At 62.0% G+C, this 16311-nt stretch carries 14 protein-coding genes; 8 read left to right on the plus strand and 6 right to left on the minus strand.

Going from position 1 to position 16311, the window contains the following annotated elements; genetic code table 11:
• Positions 1-4: 4 nt before the first annotated feature.
• The 6 genes from ACSOSP_RS34300 (at position 5) to ACSOSP_RS34325 (ending at position 7017) form a co-directional block, all read left to right on the plus strand.
• Complete coding sequence (locus ACSOSP_RS34300) at positions 5-838, plus strand: ABC transporter permease (RefSeq protein ID WP_455315094.1); 834 nt, start codon at positions 5-7, stop codon at positions 836-838.
• Positions 838-2643: a dipeptide ABC transporter ATP-binding protein gene (locus ACSOSP_RS34305; RefSeq protein WP_455315095.1), complete on the plus strand. Its 1806-nt coding sequence runs from the start codon at positions 838-840 to the stop codon at positions 2641-2643. Before ACSOSP_RS34300 ends, ACSOSP_RS34305 begins: the two co-directional genes overlap by 1 nt.
• A complete protein-coding gene (locus ACSOSP_RS34310; RefSeq protein ID WP_455315096.1) occupies positions 2640-3563 on the plus strand; it encodes a LysR substrate-binding domain-containing protein in 924 nt (307 codons plus the stop codon). Before ACSOSP_RS34305 ends, ACSOSP_RS34310 begins: the two co-directional genes overlap by 4 nt.
• Positions 3564-3699: 136 nt before the next feature.
• Complete coding sequence (locus ACSOSP_RS34315) at positions 3700-4818, plus strand: succinylglutamate desuccinylase/aspartoacylase family protein (protein WP_455315097.1); 1119 nt, start codon at positions 3700-3702, stop codon at positions 4816-4818.
• Positions 4819-4898: 80 nt separating this feature from the next.
• Positions 4899-5966, plus strand: a complete 1068-nt coding sequence (locus tag ACSOSP_RS34320; RefSeq protein ID WP_455315098.1) for an ornithine cyclodeaminase — start codon at positions 4899-4901, stop codon at positions 5964-5966.
• Positions 5967-6099: 133 nt separating this feature from the next.
• Positions 6100-7017 (plus strand): LysR substrate-binding domain-containing protein, encoded by a 918-nt coding sequence (locus ACSOSP_RS34325; protein ID WP_455315099.1) that lies wholly within the window; start codon positions 6100-6102, stop codon positions 7015-7017.
• Positions 7018-7054: 37 nt separating this feature from the next.
• Here ACSOSP_RS34325 and ACSOSP_RS34330 read toward each other — a convergent pair whose 3' ends face one another.
• Positions 7055-8572, minus strand: coding sequence for a serine hydrolase domain-containing protein (locus ACSOSP_RS34330; protein WP_455315100.1), 1518 nt, complete (start codon positions 8570-8572; stop codon positions 7055-7057).
• A 160-nt stretch (positions 8573-8732) separates the two neighbouring features.
• On the minus strand, positions 8733-10148 hold the full coding sequence (locus ACSOSP_RS34335) for an aminotransferase-like domain-containing protein (RefSeq protein ID WP_455315101.1): 1416 nt from the start codon (positions 10146-10148) through the stop codon (positions 8733-8735).
• Between the two features lie 145 nt (positions 10149-10293).
• On the opposite strand from ACSOSP_RS34335, the gene ACSOSP_RS34340 reads away from it, so the two are divergent.
• Together ACSOSP_RS34340 and ACSOSP_RS34345 are read left to right on the plus strand one after the other, a co-directional pair.
• Positions 10294-10602: a DUF2917 domain-containing protein gene (locus tag ACSOSP_RS34340; RefSeq protein WP_455315102.1), complete on the plus strand. Its 309-nt coding sequence runs from the start codon at positions 10294-10296 to the stop codon at positions 10600-10602.
• A 55-nt stretch (positions 10603-10657) separates the two neighbouring features.
• A complete protein-coding gene (locus tag ACSOSP_RS34345; RefSeq protein WP_455315103.1) occupies positions 10658-11896 on the plus strand; it encodes a pyridoxal-phosphate-dependent aminotransferase family protein in 1239 nt (412 codons plus the stop codon).
• 26 nt (positions 11897-11922) lie between these two features.
• Here ACSOSP_RS34345 and ACSOSP_RS34350 read toward each other — a convergent pair whose 3' ends face one another.
• The 4 genes from ACSOSP_RS34350 to ACSOSP_RS34365 form a co-directional block, all read right to left on the minus strand.
• Complete coding sequence (locus ACSOSP_RS34350) at positions 11923-12834, minus strand: ABC transporter permease (RefSeq protein ID WP_455315104.1); 912 nt, start codon at positions 12832-12834, stop codon at positions 11923-11925.
• Position 12835: 1 nt separating this feature from the next.
• A complete protein-coding gene (locus tag ACSOSP_RS34355; protein WP_455315105.1) occupies positions 12836-13750 on the minus strand; it encodes an ABC transporter permease in 915 nt (304 codons plus the stop codon).
• Between the two features lie 65 nt (positions 13751-13815).
• Entirely contained in the window at positions 13816-15054 is a 1239-nt protein-coding gene (locus tag ACSOSP_RS34360; protein ID WP_455315414.1) for an ABC transporter substrate-binding protein, read from the minus strand.
• Between the two features lie 145 nt (positions 15055-15199).
• Positions 15200-16258, minus strand: coding sequence for an ABC transporter ATP-binding protein (locus tag ACSOSP_RS34365; protein ID WP_455315106.1), 1059 nt, complete (start codon positions 16256-16258; stop codon positions 15200-15202).
• Between the last annotated feature and the right edge of the window lie 53 nt (positions 16259-16311).

A 16311-nucleotide genomic window follows, 5' to 3' on the forward strand; every position in this document is an offset into this window, starting at 1 on the left:
GCCCATGCCCTCCTCTCCCAAGCGCACCCGCCGCGCCAACCTCGTGATCGGAGCCGTGCTCGTCGGCCTCCTGCTGCTCATCGCAGTCGTCAATCTTGTCTATACGCCCTACGGTCCTCTCGACGTGAACATTCATGCGCGTTACGCGCCGCCGTCGCTGCAACACTGGTTCGGCACCGATGAATTCGGCCGGGACATCCTGTCGCGGATCATGTCGGGCGCCGGTGTCAGCACCACCGTCAGCGTCTGCTCGGTGCTGTTTGCGTTGCTCGCCGGAACGTCGATAGGCGCCGTCTGCGGTTACGCGGGCGGCTGGTTCGACCGGCTTGCGGCCATGCTGATCGATGCGCTGATGGCGTTCCCCGGCTTGCTGCTCGCGCTTGGCATCATGACCGTGGTCGGGCCGTCGAAATGGGGCGTGGTCGTCGCGCTTGGCCTGGCTTATACGCCGTCGGTCAGCCGCATTGCGCGCGGCGCGGCACTGTCGCTGCGTCAGCGTGACTTCGTGGTTGCGTCGCAAACCATGGGCAACAGCGGCGCGTGGACTTTGCTTCGTCACGTCTTGCCTCATTGCGTGGCGCCGCTGCTGGTGTTCTCCACGTCGCTGTTCGGCTCGGCGCTGCTTGCCGAAAGCGCGCTCAGTTTTCTCGGACTCGGCGTGCCCGCGCCCGAGCCTACCTGGGGCGGCATGCTTGCCGACGGCCGCACGGCAATCGATCAGGCGATATGGGTCGTGCTGTTCCCAGGAGCGGCTATCTCGCTTGCGTTGTTCGGCATCAATCTGTTCGGCGATGGCGTGCGCGATCTGCTCGATCCGCGCATGAAGGGGGGAATGTGATGAACGCAACTTCGCAACATCCCTTGCTGACGGTCAGCAGCCTGACGATAGGCTTCCCCGACAAAACGGGCGCAATCAAGCAGGTCACGCACGACGTGAACTTCACGCTGAACGCAGGGGAGTCGCTTGCGATCGTAGGCGAGTCAGGCAGCGGCAAGACCATGGTCGGCCGTGCGTTGCTCGGCTTGTTGCCGGAACGTGCGCAGATCGTCTCGGGGACCATCGGCTTCGAGGGTCATGATGTCCTCGGCAATACGCCGGCGCAATGGCTCGCCACGCGCGGCACGGGTATCGGCATGGTGTTTCAGGAACCGATGGTCTCGCTCAACCCGGCCATCCGCATTGGCGACCAGTTGACGGAGGCGCTCATGCGGCGGCGTTCCGTTGCGCGCGATGCTGCGCGTCTGCAGGCTATCGCGATGCTCGAACGAGTCCGCGTACGCGACCCGCTCGGCTGCATGAAGCGCTATCCGCACGAGTTTTCCGGCGGTATGCGGCAACGCATCCTGCTTGCCGCGGTGATGTTGCTCCGCCCGAAACTGCTGATCGCGGACGAGCCGACAACCGCGCTGGATTGCGTGGTGCAAAAAGAAGTGCTCGACCTGATGATCGAACTCACGCGCGAGGAAGGCACCGCGCTGATCTTCATCAGCCACAATCTTGCACTGGTGACGGCCTATACGGAACAAGTGCTCGTGATGCGGCGAGGCCTCGTCGTGGAAACCGGCGCGGTAGGGACGGTGCTGGCACGCCCCTCGCACGACTACACGCTGAAGCTGCTCGAGGCGCTGCCACGGCGCGCCGATAACGAGGACCCGTTGAGCCCGCCGGGTTCATCCGCGCCACCGGTCATTGAAGTCAAGGATGTGGCAATCGACTACCGGGTGCCGGGCTTATGGTTCAGGAAGATTCTCGCGCGAGCCGTGCATCCGACATCGTTCAGCGTGCAGGCGGGGGAGACCGTGGCGATTGTCGGTGAATCGGGCAGCGGGAAGACAAGTATCGCCAAGGCAATGCTCGGACTGGCGCCGACCGCGCAAGGGCAGATCCTGCTCAACGGACTGCCATTTCTTAAGGCCGGGCGTGACGCCATGCAAGCCGCGCGCCGCTCGGTCCAGATGGTGTTCCAGGACCCCTATTCCTCACTCGATCCACGCATGCGGGTCGACGCGCTCATTGGCGAGGGGCTGCGGCTCGACAAGACCCTGAGCCGCGCGCAACGCGCCCAGCGGGTCGCAGACGCGCTGGATGACGTGGGCTTGGGCGAGTTTGCCGGTCGCCTGGTCCATCAGCTCTCCGGCGGCCAGCGCCAGCGTGTGGCGATTGCACGCGCATTGGCAAGCAGGCCTGCCGTGATCATCGCGGACGAGCCGGTGTCCGCGCTCGATGTCACCGTGCAGAAGCAGATCCTCGACATGCTCGTTTCGCTGCAGCAGCGCTACCGGTTTGCGTGCCTCTTGATCTCGCATGATCTCGGCGTGGTCGAGCAGATTGCCGACCGCGTGCTGGTGATGTTCCGGGGTCATATTGTTGAAGAGGGAACGCGCGACGCCGTCTTCGATAACCCGAGCCATCCCTACACGCGCAGACTCCTGCAAGCCGTGCCCGAACTGCGGGGAAATCGTGATGACGGCTTCAAGGTCATCACGCGCGCCGTGCCTGACGACATCGATCCGTCGCGCAAGTATTTCAATGCTGAACTCGCCGGGCGCGACATGCCCGTGCTGGTCGACGTGGCCGCGCGGAAGTTCACGCCAGGCTACGCGAACCATCGCATCGCACTTGAAGCATTGCCTTCGCCATGACACTCATTCAGCTCCGGGCATTCTGTTCAGTCGTCGAGCAAGGCAGCTTTCGCGCGGCGGCAAGAGCGCTCGACATTGCCCAAAGCACGCTGACCCAGGCGATCCAAAGCCTCGAAGCGGAGCTGGGTGTCGTCCTGCTGAACCGGTCGCATCAAGGCATCAGCCTGACCGCCCTTGGTGAAAAATTCCTGGTCCGCGCCAATGCGATCATCCGCGACTGTGAGCGTGCCACGCAGGACATGAGGCATTTAAAAGAGGAACCCGAAGGACGCATCGCACTCGGCGTCACCTCCGAGCCGCTCGCTGAATTCCTGCTGCCCGTACTCAAGCGTTTCATCGAACGTTTCCCACGCGTGCGGGTGCATGTGTCCAGCGGTTACGCGAAGATGCTGGTCGAAAAGATTCGCGATGGCGCCCTCGACTTCGCGCTGTGTCCGCTCGCACCCCATGTAACCGATGTCGATCTCAACATCGAGCGGATGTACCGGTCGGACGCCGGCGTGATCGCGCGCAAGGGTCACCCGCAAGCGCATGTCACATCCGTGCGCGAACTGGTGGAGTGCGACTGGGTTAGCATCCGGCCCGCGGGCATTGCCGGTGGCGCGGAGAATCGGTTGATCAGTCTCTTCAAGGCGGAAGCGCTTGGCGTTCCACGCATCGTCTTCACGGCCGAGTCGTTGCTGGAAACCCTTCACATTGTGTCCGAAACCGACTGCCTGACGATCGAGCCGGCGGTACTCGCGCAGTTCAAGCTGTTTTCACCATCGCTCGTTGCCATCGCCATTCGAGAAGCGTTCGATCCGCGTGACGTCTGCCTCATCAGTCGCCGTGCGTCGCCGTTGACCACGGTCGCGCACGAGCTGGTGAGCATGCTGCTGTCTTACTCGCGCCTTCTGCGGGGCGCGAACGCCAGAACCTGACGGCGATGCAAACCCGACTCCAGGTTCGTGCCGCAGGCGATCTGCCAGGCTGATCCCGATCGGTCGGGCCGCCTTCTGCACCGCATGAACTCCCCGTAACATGACCTTGCCGCTACTACGAGCCCCTTCTCTCCTCATGAACAGCACCTCCCTTGCCTTGCCCCACGCGACAGCAGGCGCCGCGTACCATCTGACGAGTCACGCGTTCGGCACGGGCGACTTTGGCAGGAAGGTGTACATCCAGGCGGGCCTGCACGCCGATGAAACGCCAGGCGTGATGGTTGCACTCACGCTGATCGAGCAGTTGCGCCGCCTTGAAGACGCGGCCAAGCTTCGTAGTGAAATCGTGCTGGTCTGCAACGCCAATCCGCTCGGACTGAGCCAATGGTTGTTCGGCGCACCCGTCGGCCGATTCGACTTCGCGAGTGGCCGCAACTACAACCGCGACTTCCCCATGCTCGCCGGCAAGATCGCTGCAACGCTCGAAGGCAAGCTCACGCAAGATGCAGACGAAAATCTCGTCATCATTCGTCAAGCCTGGAAAGCGGCGCTGACGGCGCTTCAACCGGCCACGTTATTCGACGGCTTGCAACGCCAGCTCATGCTGCTCGCGCATGATGCGGACGTGGTGCTGGACCTGCATTGCTCGCGCGAAGCCGCCATGCATATCTACACCGGCCAGGCGATCTGGGCCGAGGCCGAGCCCCTTGCGCGGTATCTTGGTGCGGTGGCCTCGTTGCTCGCGTACGACTCCGGCGCAAACTCCTTCGATGAAGCGCAGAGCCTCACATGGTGGCAACTACAGCAGCAATTCGGCGCCCGCTATCCGATTCCGACCGGCACGGTGTCCGTCACGGTCGAGCATCGCGGGCAGCGCGATGTGTCGTATGACATGGCGCAGCGGGACGCGCAGGCGATCATCGACTACCTCACGCATCAAGGCTTCATAGACGGCATTGCGCCGCCCTTGCCCGAGCTTGCCGGCCCCGCCACCCCGCTTGCCGGCAGCGAACAGTTTCTCGCGCCCGCAAGCGGCATCCTCGTGCATCGCGCGCAGCTTGGCGATGTGATCGAAGTGGGCCAGCCGCTCTTCGACGTGATCGATACAACCAGCGGCGTGACCACCACCGTTCACAGCAAAACCCGCGGCGTGTTCTACATGCGCCGCGACGTGCGCTTCGTCAAGCACGGCGACCCGCTCGGCCGCGTCACCGGTGCTACGCCTCAACGCACCGGCAAGCTGCTCGGCGCCTGACTCCATTCCAGGTAAAACGCAACGCACATCGACACACCCATGTAGCCCCTCAAGTTCATTTCATCGTTCAGGAACGCACCATGACTCGATATATCGACGTCAACGACATCAGGCAACTGCTTCGCACCATCGGCCCGGAAACCTTCATCCGCACCCTCGCCGACTACATCCGCGCCGACTACCTGCGCTGGCCCCAGTTCGACAAGTCACCCCGCACGGCGGCGCATTCACCCGACGGCGTCATCGAGCTGATGCCTGTTGCCGACCACACGCTCTATGGCTTCAAGTACGTGAACGGGCATCCCAACAACACCCGCGCCAACCTGCTGACCGTGATGGCGTTCGGCGTACTCGCCGACGTCGCCACCGGCGTCCCCCTGCTCCTCAGCGAGTTCACCATCATGACTGCGCTGCGCACGGCTGCCACCTCGGCGCTTGCCGCAAGCGTCCTTGCGCGGCCGGGATCGAAGTCGATGGCGTTGATCGGCAACGGCGCGCAAAGCGAGTTCCAGGCGCTGGCGTTCAAGAATATGCTGGGCATCGAGCATATTCGCGTGTTCGACACGGACCCCGCCGCCACGGACAAACTCATCCGCAACCTCTCCGGCGTCAAGGGGCTGACGCTCACGCGGGCGGCATCGATACGCGAGGCCGTGCGAGGCGCCGACATTGTCACCACCGTCACCGCCGATAAGACCAACGCGACCATTCTCACGCCCGACATGATTGAAGCGGGGATGCACATCAACGCCGTGGGTGGTGATTGTCCCGGCAAGACCGAGTTGCATGCCGACGTGCTGAACGGTGCGCGCGTGATGGTGGAGTTCGAGCCGCAGACGCGCATTGAAGGCGATATCCAGCAGCTTCCCGCCAACTCACCTGTGATCGAGTTCTGGCGCGTGCTGGCGGGTGAAGTGCAAGGACGCGAATCTGACGCACAGGTGACCGTATTCGATTCAGTGGGGTTCGCGCTGGAGGATTTTTCGGCATTGCGTTACCTGAACGATCTCGTGCGCACCGAGGGCATCGGCACGCGGATCGACCTGATCGCGCAGCCGTCGAACTGCAAGGATCTGTACTCGCTCGTGGCATCGTCCGGCGTTGCTGAAAGCAACGAACGCGTACGAGGCCTCTTTCAGGCTGCCTGAGTCATTGGAGCCTCGGGATTCAGCGGTACACGCTGGCCTTCTGGAAGGTTATGCTTGCACCAGCCGAACGCATCGCACCGGTCCGCATGACATAGGACCGGACGAGCGTTGCACTTATTCCAGAGGGTTTTTCATGACGTTGATCCAGCTCCGGGTGTTTTGCGCGGTCGTGGAGCAAGGCAGTTTCCGGGGCGCCGCAAGAGCGCTCGACATCGGACAAAGCACACTGACGCAAGCCATCCAGAGCCTCGAGGCCGAACTCGGCGTGACGCTGTTGAACCGCTCGCATCAGGGTATCAGCGTGACCAGCCTGGGCGAGACTTTCCTCGTTCGCGCGAACGCGATCATTGTCGATTGCGAACGTGCGATGCAGGAGATGCAGCAGTCGTTGGGAGAACCAGAAGGACAGATCACGCTTGGCGTCACGTCCGAGCCGTTGGCGGAATCCCTGCTGCCGGTGCTCAAACGTTTTACCGCACGCTTTCCGCGCGTGCGTGTGCATGTGTCCAGCGGCTACACGAAGATGCTGATCGAGAAGATCCGCGACGGCCGGCTCGACTTCGCGCTATGTCCGCTAGCCCCGCAAGTCAGCGACGTAGATCTCGACATTGAACGCCTCTACCGGTCGGCGCCGGGCGTGATCGCACGCAAGGGACACCCCCAGGCGCATGCCACGTCCGTGCGCGACCTGAAGGATTGCGAGTGGGTCAGCATCCGGCCCGCGGGGATTGTAGGCGGAGCGGAGAACCGCCTGACCAGCCTCTTTCGAGCAGAGGGACTGGGGGAGCCGAAGATCGTTGTCACGGCGGAGTCGCTGCTGGAGACGCTGCACATTGTTTGCGAATCCGATTACCTGACCATCGAGCCGCGCGTGCTCGTCGAGTTGAAGCTGTTCTCGAGTTCGATCGTCAATATCCCGATTCGAGAAGCGTTCGATCCTCGCGATGTTTGCCTGATCAGCCGGCGGTCTTCGCCGTTGACCACGGTCGCGCAGGAGCTCGCAAGCATGCTCGTGTCCTATTCGCGCATGCTGCATGGCGCCGGTTCGTGATGCGCGCCATGCGTTTGTTGTCTCTACCGGTCTCCTTCTAAGCCTCGCTTGAGCCGGTCAGGTCGTCATGCCGCAGCGCACCGCCATTGATGTTCACCTCACGCTTGAACGTTATCGTCTTGCCCGAGAACTCGCAGATCACGGTGTCGCGGAAAGCGGTCTCGGGGAAGATCCAGGTCATTTGCAGCCGCGTGTTATCCAGCCAGCATGCACGGGCGACAACCGGGCTGTTACCGAATTCGTAGCCATGGTGAAGATCGCTGCCCGGCATGTCGGTGCGGCCTTCCAGCCAGCGCCCTAAGCCGGCGGCGATCATATGTTCGCCTTGCGCATCGGTAAGACGAAACACGCAAGTCTCGCCGGTGAATTCGAATCGTAATTCGCTCACACCCTGGCGGTTGGGGTGCATCACGAAGCGCTCCGTCAGTCCGGTTGCGCGCTCTCCCTCTGTGGCTGCACCGGCCCGTTGGAAAGGCTCTTTCCACGCTGCCGGGGCGTCCGGACTTTGCCAGTCGGCAAGCCTCGCTTTGAGCCGCGCATCGGCGTCGGCGCCGTTTTCAATGTGGTCACGAAAGGCGGCCGGAAAATGCCTGTCGATATGCGGGAACAGCTTCGCGCTGCCCTTGATCGCGCCGGTCACGGCGAGCGTTGCGCCATGCAACGGGAATACGGTTGTCATCTGGACGAACTTGCCGATGGCGCTATACGTGCCGTCTGGCCGCGTCCACCAGTGGTAGCCGTATTTCACAGGCTCGCCGTGCGGGCTCGTTGCCGCGGCGACCCAGCTTTCGGGAAGCAGGCGTTTGCCCTCCCACACGCCGTTTTGCGCATGCAGCACGCCCAGTTTCAACAGGTCCGCCGTTCGAGCGATGAGGCCATTGCCACCCGGATTGATGCCGTCCGGACCGATATCCCAGGATTCGCCAACAATACCCATCGGCTCGAAGATTCGCGGCTTGAGGTATTCATGCAGCGTCACGCCCGCCGCGCGGCTCAGAATGGCCGACAACATGTAGCTGGCGGCGCTCGTGTACATGAAGGCCGTTCCCGGCTCATGCACGATTCTGATCTTGAAGAACTCCGCTATCCAGCTCGTGGTGAGCGACCGCCATTCGGCACCCGATGTTTCGCCTGCGTGGCCCACGCGCATCGTCAGGAGGTCTTCTATGGTCATCGCCGTCAGCCAGTGCTGGTCTGGTTCGACAGCGACCTCGGGGAAAAACGACACCACCTTGTCATCGAGCCTGAAGAGGCCTTCATCGAGCGCCAGCCCGATCGCGCATGCGGTGAAGCTCTTGACGACCGAGTGCAGGTTGCGCGGCCGGTCGGGGCGATACGGCCAGCGCCAGCCCTCGGCCACCACCCGGCCGTTGCGATGAAGCATGAAGGCGTGAAGGTCGAGCCCGGCCGCTTCGACGTCGTTCAGGAACGCAACGATGGCGTCGGCATCCACGCCGGCCGTGGACGGATCAGCGCGCGTCAGACCATCGGCTTGCTGAGCCGCGATGAAGTCTGCTGCAGGCGTAGCGCCGCATTCCACGAAAAGGTCCGGCATCGTCTCTCCTGCTATTTGAAAAATGGGGCGTCACTGTGATCGTCGGCCCGGTTCGCACCTGCAGACATATCCGGCCGTGCCACAGCACGCGTCACACGATGCTATGTGCAATAGCGCCCTCAAGGAAGCCCGTTTCGACGATCACACGCGGGAAATCAGATCACCTCACAGTAGGGTTCGTTCGCCCCATATGCTCGAAGAACCGGATGGCGCGCGCATCGTCGCTATGTGCCGTGTTGATTCGCACCCACGCCGACACCTCGCCGTTAGGACGGTAATAACTCCCCGGAGCAAGCGTGATGCCAAATTTCAGCGCTTGATCGACCAGGACCATCGAGTCCTCTATACCGGGCACACGCGCCCAGATGAAATTGCCGCCGGTGGGTTCATCGAAGACTTCCCAGTGGTTTTCCTCAAGACGCTGGACTGCTGTTGACAGCGTGTCGTGAATGCGGCGGCGCAAGCGCTCGAGATACTTGCGGTACGTGCCGCGCTCGAGCAAGGCCGCCACCACGCATTCGCTAAAGCGCGAACCGCCCAGGCTGGTGAGCACCTTCACATCGACCAGGTCCTTGATGAGCTCGCGCTTGGCCGCCAGATAACCAATCCGCAACGACGACGACAGCGTCTTCGACAACCCGCCCACGTAGATCACATGATCGAGCTGATCGAGCGACGCAAGCCGTTGGGTTGGCGTTGCCTGGAAGTCTGCATAGATGTCGTCTTCGACGATCATGAAGTCGTGCTGCTGCGCGAGTTGCAGCAACTTGAACGCGACCTGCGGCGCCACATTCGTCGCGGTCGGGTTATGAAAGACGGTGTTGATGAAGAACAGTTTCGGCTTGATGGTCTTGAGCAGATGCTCGGCAACATCGACATCGGGTCCGCTCGCCAGACGCGGCACGCCGACAATCCTCACGCCCTGCAACTTGAGCAAGCCGAACAGGTTGTAGTACCCGGGGTCTTCCACGAACACGGTGTCTCCCGGCTTCAGCATGAACCGGACGATCAGGTCGAGCGCCTGGCTCGCGCCGCTGGTGGCAATGATGTTCGAGATGTCCGCCTCGATGCCGACCATCCCGAGGCGCATCTGGATCTGGTGCCTCAGGTTCGCGTCGCCATGTGGCATGGCGTAGTCGATCACGCAACTCGGGTCCATCCGCATGACCTGGCGCACGGTCTGGGCAATGCCCTCAATGTCCCGCCACGCTTCGGGCACGAAGCCGCTGCTCAGCTTCAGGGACTCGCCGGGATAGTTGAACTGCTGCAGGATCTGATGCGACTCCTCCTCGGCAAGACGAGGATCCGAGCCGCCCGACGCGCTGCTCTCGCTCCCCATGTGGTGCGCCACGTAGAAACCGGAACCATGCTTCGGCACGATAAAACCGAGCGACGAGAGCCGGTCATAGGCTTCGATAACCGGAAACCGGCTGATCTTCTGGGTGGCTGCGAGCGCCCGGATGGACGGCAGCTTCACGCCCGCCAGCATCTGCCGCGAGCGGATCAGGCCCGAGATACCGGTCACGAGCTGATCGGTCATGGGGACGCCGTTGTGTGGATCGATGACGAGGTTCATCGCGTGATCTCTTGAAGTGTGCAGGGAAAATCACTGAACAGTGCGGGACAACTGTTCGCGACTGTACATTCCTAAGATTGGAGTTTAAATAAATAATGCAGTCAAGAGGCCGTCTCTCTGTGAGCGGCCATGATGGGAGAGGGAAATGCGTGAAATCAGGACTTTGGAGCAGGAACCCCATGATGCGCCGGCCTGCTGGCTCATCGATCGGCCTCATACCCTGACGGTTTGCCGGGGTACGGTGTGGCTGACCATTGAAGGCGAGTCTGACGATTGGTGGCTGCGGGAAGGCGAAACGCTGGAGCTTGCGCCGCGTTCGAAGGTCTGGATCAGCGCATCCGGGTCAGGTAGCCGTTTCGTTTTGGCCTCGGCACCGGTATTCTCGCCTACTCGGCGCTTCGCTTTCTACTGGCTGCTGATCCGTTTCGGCCAGCGCAGGACGCGGGCAATGTGAGCGTGTTGCTGCCGCTGCTTAGCCACCCAATATCCCCTTTTTTTAACGAGCCCCAATGAACGACCGACATACCTTCTCCGCAGAAACCGGCGCGCCGGATACGACCAGCATCGCGTGTCCGACGGTCCTGCCGCTCTCTTCCATTCTTCCCGAAGAGCCTCTGCTGATGATGGGCGCCGGTCCCGTTCCGATTCCCGACGCCGTGGCCCGCGCCAACGGCGTCGTGATCAACCATCTTGGTTCGACCATGGCCGCGGTGATCGGTCAGGTCAAGACCATGGCCCGGTACGTGTTCCAGACAGAATCGAAATGGGTGATGGGCGTGGCGGGACCGGGGTCGGCAGCCATGGAAATGGCGATCACGAATCTTGCGTGGAAAGGCTCGCGTGTGCTCTGTATCTGCAACGGGTTCTTCAGCGAACGTATGGCGGAGATGGCCAGGCGAACCGGCGCTGAAGTGCAAACGCTGAACGTGGTCGACGGTGTCGCCGCGGACACGCAGCAAGTGGCGCAAGCCATCGAGCAGTTTCGTCCGGAGATCGTGACGATCGTGCATGGCGAGACGTCCAACACGGTCTGGAATCGCAGCCTCGAATCGATTGCCTCGGTGGCCCGCGCCGCCGGCGCGCTGGTGATCGTCGATGCGGTCTGCACGCTGAGCACCATGCCCCTGCCGATGGACGCATGGGGTATCGACGCCGTGATTACCGGGGGCCAAAAAGGCTTGTCATCGATTCCCGGTGTCTCGCTGCTCGCGTTCTCCGAAACGGCCTGGCAACGCATCATGACGCGTCCCGTGCCGCCGACACACTGGTGCCTCGACGCGGCGCTGGCAACCAACTTCTGGCATAACGCGTCCTACCATTACACGGCGCCGGTGTCGGGCGTGCTCGCGCTTCATGAGGCGCTGCGGCTCGTATGTGCCGAGACGCTGGAGCGGCGGTTCGCGCGTCATCAGCGGTGTTCGAACGCGCTGCAAGCGGGCATTGAAGCGTTGGCGCTGAAGCTCTATGTTTCGAAACCGAGCCGGTTGAATTCGGTCGTGGGGATTGCTTTGCCGCAAGGCATCAACGGGTCGGATGTATGCGCTCATATCTCGCGCCAGCATCATGTCGAGATTGCAGGCTCGTTCGGCGCGCCGATCGTGCGAATCGGCCAGATGGGCGAGCAATGCCGCGAGCATCATCTCTTCAGGACCATCCATGCGCTTGGGCGGACCATGATCGACCTCGGCGTGCCGGTGGATCTTCCGGCGGGTGTGGCTGCGCTCGAGCGGTCGTTATCGGCGGCTTGATGAACGAGCACGCGTGGCGCACGCGGTCAGCCCGCAAGCGCCCTTGAACGTCGACGGCTCAGCCACTGCACCGTCAGCAACCCCACGACCATCACCGTCAACGACAGCATCGTGGTCATCGTGCCGAGCGCATAGATCACGGGCGTGGTGACGGAAGTCGTGAGCCCCTGCAATTCCAGCGGCAGCGTGTTCTGGTCGCCGATCGCCTGCGACGTGCGCGCGATCTCGTCCCACGACAGCGTGAAGCCAAACATCCCGACCCCAATCACCGACGGCCCGATGATCGGCAACACCACATGGCAAAAGCTCTGCCAGGGGGACGCGCCCAGGTCGCGGGCCGCTTCTTCGTACGCCGGGTTGAAACGGTTGAAGACGGCGAACATCACGAGCAATCCGAAAGGCAGCGTCCACGTCAGGTGCGCGCCGAGTGCCGAAGTGTATAGACCCATCGACGTGGTGTAGTTGTCGACGAATGATTGATGCCCCCACGCGCCGGCCAGATACTTGACGCCGTTATCGAGCAGCCGGAACGTCAGCCCGATACCCAGCGACACGATGATCGACGGCATGATCAGGCTCGCGACGGACGCGTAGAACACTGCCGTGTCGCCGCGAAAGCGCTTGCGAAATGCGAGGCCCGCCGCGACCGAGAACAGCACAGTCAACACTGTGACTACAGCGGCAAGACGCACTGAGCGTCCGAATGCGGCCCAGATGTCGATGTCGCCCACGCCTTGACGCAATACCTCGAACCAATGCAGCGAAACGCCGCGCATGGGGAACGTGAGGCCGCCTTCCGGTCCCTGGAAAGACAGGATGAAGATTGTGATGACCGGTCCATAGAGGAACAGCACGAACAACCCGAACACCAGCGCTAGCCAGTAGAAACTGGCGGGACGCCGCTCGCGGTGCTTCGGGTTCAGGCTAGTCGCGGCCATGTCAAAGCTCCTTGCGGATATCGACGACGCGTGTCAGCGCCCAGACAATCATCAGCACGACGGCCAGCAGGATGATCGCGTTGGCCGCCGCAGCGGGAAACTGAAGATAGCCGGTCTGCACCTGGATGATCTTTCCCACCGACGCAATCTGCTGCCCGCCCATCACGCCGACCGTCAGGAAATCGCCCATGACGATGGTGATCACGAAGATCGAGCCGATCACAATGCCCGTCTTCGACAGCGGCAACACTACGTTGCGGATCACCTGCCAGCCGCTCGCGCCGGCATCGCGCGCGGCCTCCAGCAACGACCGGTCGATGCGCATCATGGCGTTGAAGATCGGCACGATCATGAAGAACGTGTAGAGATGTACGAACGCGAGCACGACGGAAAAGTTCGAATAGAGCAGCCATTCAAGCGGTTTGTCGATCATGTGCGATGAAAGCAGAGCCTGGTTGACAAGCCCGTTGCGGCCAAGCAGCGGTATCCACGAGATCATCCGGATCACATTCGACGTCCAGAACGGAATCGTGCAGACCAGGAACAACACCGTCTGCATGCCTGATGAACGGATGTGAAACGACAGGAAATACGCGATCGTAAAACCGAGCACGAGCGTCACCGCCCAGACGATGGCGCAGAACTTGATCGTCGACCAATAGGTCTTGAAGGTCACGCAGACATCGGTCATCGAAGAACAGCCGTCGAAGATCGCCGCGTAGTTCTTGAACGTGAAGGCGGGGATGATCTGGTATTCGTTGAAGTCCCAGAAACTCACGATCAACGTGATGACGAGCGGCACGAGAAAGAACAGGACGAAGGTCAACGCAAGCGGCGTCGCCTGTAACCATGCAGCCGTACGCCGGTGCTTGACAGTCGCCTCCAGCGGCTGGATGGGAAGCTCGATCGATGCCATCGCGGATTACCTGGTGGATAAACAAGGGTGGCCGGCAACACGCCGGCCATACGCTGGTAGCAACATCAAGCCGCGATGAACTCGTTCCACTTCTGGACCATGTAAATGTTCTCGTCCATCACCGCGTTCCAGCACGCGATTGCGCCCATGCGCTGGTTGTACGAACCGCCGTCGCGCACCGTGCCCACCTTTTCGAGCAACTGGCCATCCGGAGCCTTGATGTCTTGCGCGGCCGGCTTGCCTTCGATCCAGTAGTCCCATTCATACGGTTGCATGTGGGTCTTGGCGGTCTCGAGCACGCCCGCGTAATAGCCCTGGCGCATCAGGTAGGCACCGGCCCAGCCGTCCTGGAACCAGTTGATGAACTCGTAGGCCGCGTCGAGCTTGCGGCCCTGCAGCGAACGCGGCAACCCGAAGCCCGACGCCCATGAGCGATACCCCTCCTTGAGCGGCTGGAACTTGCACGCCACCCCCATGGTGCGCACCTTCGTGACAGCGGGCGACCACATCGACTGGATCACGACCTCGCCGGACGCCATCAGGTTCACGCTTTCGTTGAAGTCCTTCCAGAACGCGCGGAATTGACCGGCACGCTTCGCTTCGATCAGGATCTTGATGGTCTGGTCGATCTCGGCCTTGGTCATGTTGCCCTTGTCGCCGTACTTCACATGACCCATTGCTTCGATCGCCATGGCCGAATCCATGATGCCGATGGCAGGAATATTCAGGAGTGCGGCACGCCCCTTGAATTCAGGGTTAAGCAACTCGGACCAGCTGTTGATCGGGCGCTTGATCAGGTCAGGACGGATGCCGAGCGTATCGGCGTTATAGGTGGTCGGGATCAGCGTCATCCATTCGGTGGGCGTAGCCGAGAATTCCGTCGAGCGCGCACCCGTCAGGAACATCACCTTCTTGGGCGCCGTGCCCTGGTCGCCGATCTTCTTGCCGTCGACTTCACCGCGCGTGAGCACTGGCGTGATCTTGTCGGCGAGCTTGATCTTCTTTGCATCCATGCCGGCCAGCGTGCCGGCGGGGATCAGCTTCTTCAGCGAGAAGTACTCGGTATCGACAATATCGAATGAATTCGGCTGCGTGATGATGCGCTTGGCGACGTCGTCGGTGGTGACCGGGATGTACTGGATCTGGATGCCGGTATCTTCCTGGAATTTCTTCGCAATGTCCGAGCTCTGGTTCACCGCCGTGCCCAGGTAGCGAAGCGTGATCTTTTCCTGCGCATGCACGTACGGAAACCCTGCAATGCCGGCCGCGGCGACCGCGCCCTTGAGCAAGGTGCGGCGTGACATGCCCTTGCCCGCTCCCAGGCTGGATTCGGTCGCGGCGCTTGCGGGTGTCTCGCTCGTGCCGGGATCGGACGGGTGTTCGTAACGCTCAGTCATTGCAATCTCCCTCGGTGGAATTTGTCGTTCGGTACAACGGATAAGCGGTCTCTTATGCCGCCAATGCATGCGCGTCCTGCTCGTTCCACCAGACCACCACGCGCGCGTCGGGTCCCAGTCGTTGCGGATCGTATTCGTTATCGGGCAGCAGTGAAACGAGGTCGGGTGAACCGTCGAGCGGGGCGAGCGTCATGCGCAAATGGGTACCCTGATATTCGGTTTCGCGCACCGTGCACGGGATGCCGCCGATCCGGCTGAAGCCGCTTCCGCCGGTGGGTGACTGGACTGGCGTGAACCCATGCGGCGCAATCCGCAGATGATCGGCGCGTACCGTAAACGCACGGCCGTTGGCGCCGAGCACGTTATGCCCGCCGAGGAAACGTGCGACGAATTCCGTGCGTGGCCGGTTGAATACTTCGTAGGGCGAACCGCTTTGCTCGATGCGCCCGTGGCTCATGACGACGACCATATCCGCGAGCGCAAGCGCCTCTTCCTGCGAGTGCGTCACGTGCACGAAGGTGATGCCCAGTTGCTTCTGCCAACGCTTGAGTTCGGCTCGCATCTGCACGCGCAGGAACGGATCGAGTGCGGACAAGGGTTCGTCGAGCAGCAGGCAGCGCGGCTCATTGAGCAGCGCGCGGGCGAGTGCGACACGCTGCTGCTGGCCGCCCGACAGTTGCGACGGCTTGCGTTCGGCATAGGCGCTCATCGCGACAAGTTCCAGCAGTTCACCCGCCCGCCGGCGGCGTACATCCTTGGCGACTCCGCGCATCTTCAGGCTGAAGGCGACGTTGTCGAGCGCCGACAAATGCGGGAACAACGCATAACTCTGGAAGACCATCGCCGTGCCGCGCGCGGCGGGTTGCACGCGCGTGACGTTGCGCTGACCGATGAGGATGTCGCCGTCGCTGATCGACTCATGGCCGGCGATCATCCGCAACGTCGATGTCTTGCCACAGCCCGACGGCCCAAGCAGGCAACAGTATTGGCCGCCCGGAATCCGCAAGTCGATCGAGTCGACGGCGAGCGAATCCCCATATTGCTTCGATACATGCACCAGTTCGATATCGGCAGGCTCGGGTTTAGGCACGGCTGTGGTGGACGAACTCATGCAGGGCGTTTCCTCGATAAAAGCGCGGCGAGCGGCAACCAATACGGTGGCAA

It is taken from the genome of Caballeronia sp. KNU42 (assembly GCF_053760385.1).